This window comes from Streptomyces sp. NPDC001027 (assembly GCF_040299045.1).
Lineage (GTDB): Bacteria > Actinomycetota > Actinomycetes > Streptomycetales > Streptomycetaceae > Streptomyces.
Window position 1 is genome coordinate 24,070 of the sequence record NZ_JBEPBI010000089.1, and the last position, 6,139, is coordinate 30,208.

At 68.9% G+C, this 6,139-nt stretch carries 7 protein-coding genes; 5 read left to right on the forward strand and 2 right to left on the reverse strand.

Annotation, left to right across the window (positions count from 1 at the left end):
- Window positions 1-46 precede the first annotated feature (46 nt).
- Entirely contained in the window at window positions 47-679 is a 633-nt protein-coding gene (locus tag ABT300_RS23655; protein WP_351679023.1) for a dTDP-4-dehydrorhamnose 3,5-epimerase family protein, read from the forward strand.
- A 38-nt stretch (window positions 680-717) separates the two neighbouring features.
- Window positions 718-1,935 carry a cytochrome P450 gene (locus ABT300_RS23660; RefSeq protein WP_351679025.1) on the forward strand — a complete coding sequence of 406 codons (1,218 nt, stop codon included), beginning with the start codon at window positions 718-720 and terminating at the stop codon, window positions 1,933-1,935.
- 126 nt (window positions 1,936-2,061) lie between these two features.
- On the opposite strand, the gene ABT300_RS23665 is transcribed toward ABT300_RS23660, so the two are convergent.
- Together ABT300_RS23665 and ABT300_RS23670 are read right to left on the reverse strand one after the other, a co-directional pair.
- Complete coding sequence (locus tag ABT300_RS23665) at window positions 2,062-2,841, reverse strand: SDR family NAD(P)-dependent oxidoreductase (RefSeq protein ID WP_351679029.1); 780 nt, start codon at window positions 2,839-2,841, stop codon at window positions 2,062-2,064.
- A 34-nt stretch (window positions 2,842-2,875) separates the two neighbouring features.
- Window positions 2,876-3,124, reverse strand: a complete 249-nt coding sequence (locus ABT300_RS23670) for an acyl carrier protein (protein WP_057577785.1) — start codon at window positions 3,122-3,124, stop codon at window positions 2,876-2,878.
- Between the two features lie 178 nt (window positions 3,125-3,302).
- Here ABT300_RS23670 and ABT300_RS23675 point away from each other — a divergent pair, with 178 nt between their 5' ends.
- The 3 genes from ABT300_RS23675 to ABT300_RS23685 all read left to right on the forward strand — a co-directional run bounded on the left by ABT300_RS23675 (window position 3,303) and on the right by ABT300_RS23685 (window position 6,108).
- A complete protein-coding gene (locus ABT300_RS23675; protein ID WP_502977985.1) occupies window positions 3,303-4,718 on the forward strand; it encodes an NDP-hexose 2,3-dehydratase family protein in 1,416 nt (471 codons plus the stop codon).
- 26 nt (window positions 4,719-4,744) lie between these two features.
- Entirely contained in the window at window positions 4,745-5,149 is a 405-nt protein-coding gene (locus tag ABT300_RS23680) for a universal stress protein (RefSeq protein WP_351679033.1), read from the forward strand.
- Window positions 5,150-5,304: 155 nt separating this feature from the next.
- Window positions 5,305-6,108 (forward strand): AfsR/SARP family transcriptional regulator, encoded by an 804-nt coding sequence (locus ABT300_RS23685; RefSeq protein ID WP_319169459.1) that lies wholly within the window; start codon window positions 5,305-5,307, stop codon window positions 6,106-6,108.
- The last annotated feature ends 31 nt before the right edge of the window (window positions 6,109-6,139 follow it).

Below are 6,139 nucleotides of genomic sequence, written 5' to 3' on the forward strand. Positions count from 1 at the left end.
GCCGCCACCAGCGGTGCTCGAGCCGCCTCCCGTAGCTTCGCGGGCCATGGAGATCGAGGAGATGGCCGTGCGGGACGCCTACCGCATCCGGCCGCGAATCCACAGCGACGAGCGGGGTGCGTTCTTCGAGTCCTTCCGGGACGAGGAGTTCACCCGCGTCACCGGCCAGGTGTTCCGGCCGGTGCAGACCAACTTCTCCGTCAACCACCGCAACGTGCTGCGCGGCATGCACGGGGTGAGTCTGCCGCCGGGCCAGGCCAAGTACGTCACCTGCGTCCGGGGCGCCGTGCTGGACGTCGTGCTGGACGTGCGCGTCGGCTCGCCGACGTTCGGCGGCCACGACGTCAGTCTGCTGGAGCCCGGGAAGGGCACGGCGGTGTTCCTGCCCGACGGGATGGCGCACGGCTTCGTGTCACTGACCGACGACTCCTGCGTGAGTTACGTGTTCGACACCCCGTACATCCCGGGCACGCCGTTCGAGATCGACCCGTTCGACCCGGATCTGGCCCTGCCCTGGCCCCTGACGGAGGAACCGGTGGTGGCGCCCAAGGACCTCGAGGCGCCGAGCCTGTCCCGGGCCGCCGAACTCGGCATTCTGCCCCGCTACGAGGACTGCCTGGCGCATTACGCCCGGCAGCGCACTTCTTTCCTTTCGCGTTCGCTTCAGCACGCGATGTAGAGCCGACCTTCTGAATTCGCCGGAGACAAGGAGTAGTCATGTCGGTGAACGCCGCCGAATCCACGACCGAGCAGTCGACGTTTCCCTACAAGCGCAAGTGCCCCTTCTCCATGCCCGAGGAGTACGGGCCCATGATGGAGAAGGGGTCGGTGACGAAGGTCAGCCTCATCACCGGCCTCGAGGTCTGGGCGGTCACCGACTACCACCTGATACGCCAACTGCTGACCGATCCGCGGATCAGCTCCTCGCGCAAGCACGACAATTTCCCCTTCTACTTCGAGGCCCCGCCGGAGTTCCGCACCGAGACCTCCTTCATCGGCTACGACGCCCCCGAGCACACCACCACCCGCCGCAAGGCCGCCGTCACCTTCACCAACCGCCGGGTCCAGCAGCTGCGCGTGAAGATCGCCGAGAACGTGGACCTGCGCCTCGACGCCCTGGAGGCGGCGGGCTCGCCGGCCGACCTGCACGAGATCGTCTCGCTGCCGGTCCCGATGTCGATGATCTGCGAGCTGCTCGGAGTGCCGTACGAGGACCACGCGTTCTTCGCCGAGCACGGCACCAACCTGCTGGGCGGCCACAGCACCCCCGACCAGCGGCAGGCCGCGATGGTGGAGGTGGGCAGGTACCTGGAGAAGCTGGTCGGCCTCAAGGAGCGCGAGCCGGGCGACGACCTGCTCAGCCGGGCGATCATCGCGTACCGGGAGTCGGGCGAGGAGTACACCACGCGGGACCTGGTCAACCTGTGCCGGCTGCTGATGAACGGCGGGCACGAGACGACCGCCAACATGATCTCCCTGTGCACCATGGCCCTGCTGCGCAACCCCGAGCAGCTGGAGCAGCTCAAGGCCGACCCGTCGCTGATCGGCCCGGCGATCGAGGAACTCGTCCGCTACATCACCATCGGCGACCTGGCCGTGCCCCGGGTGGCCCTGGACGACATCGAGCTCGGCGGCGTGACCATCAAGAAGGGCGACGGCATCCTGTGCCTGGCCCTGCCGGCCAACCGGGACGGCTCCGTCTTCGAGCGGCCCGACGAGCTGATCCTGTCCCGCGGCACCCGGCGCCACCTCGGTTTCGGGCACGGCGCGCACTACTGCATCGGCGCGGACCTGGCCCGGGTGGAGCTGGAGATCGCCCTCACCAAGATCTTCGAGCGCTTCCCTGACCTGCAGCTCGCGGTGCCCTACGAGGACATCCGCACCAAGGAGGGCTCCGTCGTCTACGGTGTGTGGTCGCTGCCGGTCAAGTGGTGAACACGACTTGAGGGAGGGAGTGCCTGGCACTCCCTCCCTCTGCTGTGTCGTTCAGTTGTCGTTCGCCGTTCGGGTGTCGTACGCGGTTCGGGCGCCGGGCGCGCGACGGCCGAAGCCGTCGCGCGCTCAGTAGTTGCCGAGCCCGCCGCAGACGTTGATCGCCTGCGCCGTGATGGACGCCGCGGTGTCGGTCACCAGGTAGGAGACCAGGCCCGCGACCTCCTCCGGGGTCGAGTAACGTCCCAGCGGGATCTTGGCGTTGAACTTCTCCAGGACGTCCTGCTCGGAGACTCCCCAGAAGTCCGCGTACCCGGACCTGACCCGCTCGGCCATCGGGGTCTCGACGTACCCCGGACAGACCGCGTTGACGGTGATGCCCGACTTCGCCAGCTCGAGGCCGACGGCCTTGGTGAAGCCGACCACCCCGTGCTTGGAGGCCGAGTAGGGCGACGCGTAGACGACGCCCTGCTTGCCCCCGGTGGAGGCGATGCTGACGATCCGCCCGTAGCCGTTCTCGCCCATCCGGCCGGACGCCAGCACCTCCTTGGTCACCCGGAAGACGCCGTTGAGGTTGGTGTCGATCACGTCGAGCCAGGTCGGCTCGTCGAGGTGGGCGATCTCCCCGCCGCCGCCCCGGCCGGCGTTGTTGACCAGGATGTCGATGCGGCCGAAGCGCTCCACGGCCGCCGCGACGGCCGCGCGGACGCCCTCGGCGGAGGTCACGTCGCAGGGACCGCCCGCGACCTCCAGCCCTTCCGCGGTGAGCTTCTCCAGCGTCCCGGCCAGCTTGTCGGCGTCCCGGGCGCACCCGTACACCGCCATCCCCTGCTCCGCGAGGGTCCGGGTCACCGCGAGGCCGATGCCGCTGCTGGCTCCGGTGACGAACGCTACCCGCCTGTCGCTCATCTGGCTCCTTCCCGTCCCGTCCCGTCGGAGTCCCTCACGCGAGGGACTTGCCGTTCACGAAGTCCGTGATCGCCTGCGGCGTGTTCAGGTGCTCCATGTCGTCGGTGATGTCGACGCCGAACTCGCGCTTGATCAGGGCCGCCGTCTCCAGCAGGGCCAGCGAGTCGTAGCCGAGCTCGCCGAACGTGGTCCCGCCGATGTCGCCGGCGAGCTGCTCCGACTCGTCCTCGCCCGCGCTGATCCGCAGAATGTCCTTGAGCCGGTCGATCGTCAGTTCCGCCATTTCCATCTCCCGTGTCGGAGGGTTGTGCGTGCTCTGAGAATTTGTTCCCGACGACTCGGATCGCGCTCGCGGACGCCTGGAAAACCGGGCTTCCGAGCAATGCTCCAGCAGTGCTGCCGCGGAAATCGAGCGACCCCGTCCAGCGTGGGCCGCCCAACGATTCCCAGCCAGCGAGGGTGTGTCGGGTGTGGAAAAGCTGAAGCCACGGGAGGACCTCGTTCTTCCCAGCCGACTCGCCGCCTCCGCCCAGCGGACGGCGGGCGTTCAGATGCACATGGACGAATTCGACGCGTGGCTGGCCGAACGGGCGAGTGCGCATGACTTCACGGTCGACCGCATTCCGTTCTCCGGACTGCGCGGCTGGAAATTCGAGAACGACATCGGGAACCTCGTGCACGAAAGCGGCAGGTTCTTCTCCGTGGAGGGCCTCTGTCTGCGCGCTCCCGGATCCGCCGAACGCTTCCAGCCGATCATCAACCAGCCCGAGGTCGGCATCCTCGGGATTCTCGTCAAGGAGTTCGACGGGGTCCTGCATTTCCTGATGCAGGCCAAGATGGAACCGGGCAACCCGGTGCCGCTGATGCTCTCGCCGACCGTCCAGGCCACCCGCAGCAACTACACGCAGGTGCACCGGGGCGCGAAGGTCAAGTACCTGGAGTACTTCACGGGACGGCGGCCGGCCCGGGTGATCGCGGACGTGCTGCAGTCCGAGCACGGTGACTGGTTCTACCGCAAACGGAACCGGAACATGCTCGTCGAGGCGGCCGCCGACGAGGCGGTCCCCCTCGAGGACGACTTCTGCTGGCTGACCCTCGGGCAGATCAACGCCCTGCTGGCCAGGGACAACGTCATCAACATGGACTCGCGCACGGTGCTGGCGTGCCTGCCCCCGGTGGGGCCGGAGGCCGGGGCGGCCGACCGGTTCAGCCGCTCGCTGGCAGCCTCCCGCGACCCCGGCGCCGGCGCCGTGTCGACCACGGCCGAGCTGCTGAGCTGGTTCACCGGGCTGCGCGCCGACTGCCCGCTGGAGGCGGGCCGGCTCCCGCTCGGCGCCCTGCCGGGCTGGCACCGCGACGACAAGGAGATCAGCCGCGACGACGGCCGCCACTTCCGGGTGGTCGCCGCCGACGTACGGGCCGGCAGTCGGGAGGTCGCCTCCTGGTCGCAGCCGCTCGTCGAGCCCGTCGGCAGGGGCCTGTCCGCCTTCCTGGTCAGGGAGTTCGACGGCGTGCTGCACGTCCTCGTGCGCGCCGCGGCCGAGGGCGGCTTCGGGGACGGCGTCGAGCTGGCCCCGACGGTCCAGTGCATGTCGGCCGGCGAACTCGAGGAGGAGACCTCGCCGTTCCTCGCCCACGTCCCCGTCCAGGGCTCCCCGCGGATCCACTACGACGCACTCCACGCCGAGGAGGGCGGCCGCTTCCTGAACGCCGTGAGCCGCTATGTCGTCGCCGAGGCGGACGCAGCGGCGACGGACGCCCTGCCGCCCGCTCACGCCTGGGCGACGGTGAGCCAGCTCACCGCCCTGCTCCGGCACAGCCAGTACGTGAACGTGCAGGCACGCACCCTCGTCGCCTGCCTGAACTCCCTCGGCTAGCCGACACGAGCGGGAAGGAGCGGAAGATGGCACTGCGGCGCCCTCGTCCCGTCGTCGCGGTCATGTGGACGGTGGACAGCGGCCTCATGCGCTGCGCCGTCGCACTGGCCGAGGAACACGGCGGCGACCTGGTCCTCGTCCTGGTCCTGCGGCGGCCGTGGACCCTGCTCCTCGACTGTTCCCTGGCCGCCGCGTTCGACTCCACCGACCTCGAACTGGAGTCCCTGCTCAAGGTCGGCGCGTTCCTGGAGGGCAGGGCCGTGAAGTGGACCCTGCACACGACCTACAGCGACACCGGCAGAACCGTCGCAGGACTGATCCGCAGAAGGCGGCCCGACTGGGTCGTGCTGGGCCGCCGGCGCTGGAGGCGCACCGCCAGGATGGTGGGCTCTCCCGCCCTCCCCGAGGACACCAAGCTACTGATCGTCTGACTTTTTCGCGTCACGCGTATGAAAAACCCATGCCTGGGCCCTGTGAACCTCATGCGCATTGGTGACAGCGGCAGTTCCGAGCCTCAATTCCGGTCGTGCATTCTTCGAAGGTAACCGCAGAGGCTGAAAAGAAGCGCCACGTAGAGGGGGAAAAGTTGCTGGAAATAAACGTGCTCGGGCCGATGGAGGCCACCGGGGCCGGCCGGTGCATCGCGCCCACGGCGGCGAAACCGCGCCAGGTCCTCGCACTGCTGGCACTGCGGGCCGGTGAGGTCGTGTCGGTGTCCACCCTGGTCGAGGAGATCTGGGGTGAGAAACCACCGCGCAGCGCGCTGACGACCCTGCAGACCTACATCCTGCAACTGCGCAGACTGATCGGCCGGGTCGTGCTGTCGGGCTCGGCGAAGGACGTCCTGCTGACCCGGTACAACGGCTACCTGTTCGCCCCCGAGGCGGTGATGGTGGACGCCCAGCTCTACGACGGGCTCGTCGAGGAGGCCAACCAGGCCTCGGAGAACGGCGACCACGTGGAGGCCTACCGGGTGGCCCGCCAGGCCCTCGACCTGTGGTCGGGGGACGCCCTGATCGACGTCCTGCGCGGGGTCCATCTCAGCATCGAGGCGACGCGTCTGGAGCAGAGCCGGCTGGGCCTGCTCGAGACCCGTATCGCCGCCGAACTCCACCTGGGCAGGCACCACATGCTGCTCGGCGAGCTGGCGGTGCTGGTCGCCCGCAATCCGATGCACGAGAACTTCTGCGCCAAGCTCATGATCGCCCTCTACCGCTCGGGGCAGCGCTGGCGGGCCCTGGAGGTCTACCAGCGGGTGCGCAGCGAGCTCGCCGACGAGCTCGGGCTGGAACCGTCGGCGCGACTGCAGCAGTTGCAGCACGCGATCCTGTCGGCGGATCCCGCGCTCGACTTCGTCGCCCCGACCACCTTGTTCACCCAGCCGACCTGACCCGGGTGCGGGAACGGCGACGAACGCCGAT